Below are 439 nucleotides of genomic sequence, written 5' to 3' on the forward strand. Positions count from 1 at the left end.
GCCGCCGGACTCGGTGGCGGCGCCGGTGTCGCCGTTGTGACCATCTTCCTCGTGGCAAAGGTCGTCTACGGACGCAGCGAGGAACCCGAGAGGTTAGCATGAGAGACGCACCAGAACCCCGACCCGAGCCGCCCCGCCACGTCAAGATACTCGACTGGCTCCACGGCCACGCGCCCGAGCTGGTCGTCGGTGTGATCGCGCTCGTCGGCCTCTCCGCGATCGTCGGATTCGACCTCGAAGTACCGCGCTTCTGGTACGTGTTCGGCGTCGCCGCGGTCGGTCTCTCCCCGCTCGGGTTCCTCGTCGGGAACAAGGTCGTATCGTGGCTCTACAATCCCGCATGGGTCTACCTTATCGACCTCGACGCTCGCGTACTCGACGGCGGGATCTACCGACTCCCGCTCGAAGACTTCCGCGAGCTCGAAATCCTCGACGATGA

Annotated in this window: 1 pseudogene; it reads left to right on the plus strand. The window is 65.1% G+C overall.

Annotation, left to right across the window (positions count from 1 at the left end):
- Positions 1-98: 98 nt before the first annotated feature.
- Positions 99-439, plus strand: a pseudogene (locus EXE44_RS18255) (hypothetical protein); the annotation flags it as partial.

The organism is Halorubrum sp. SS7, assembly GCF_005435055.1.
Lineage (GTDB): Archaea > Halobacteriota > Halobacteria > Halobacteriales > Haloferacaceae > Halorubrum > Halorubrum salinarum.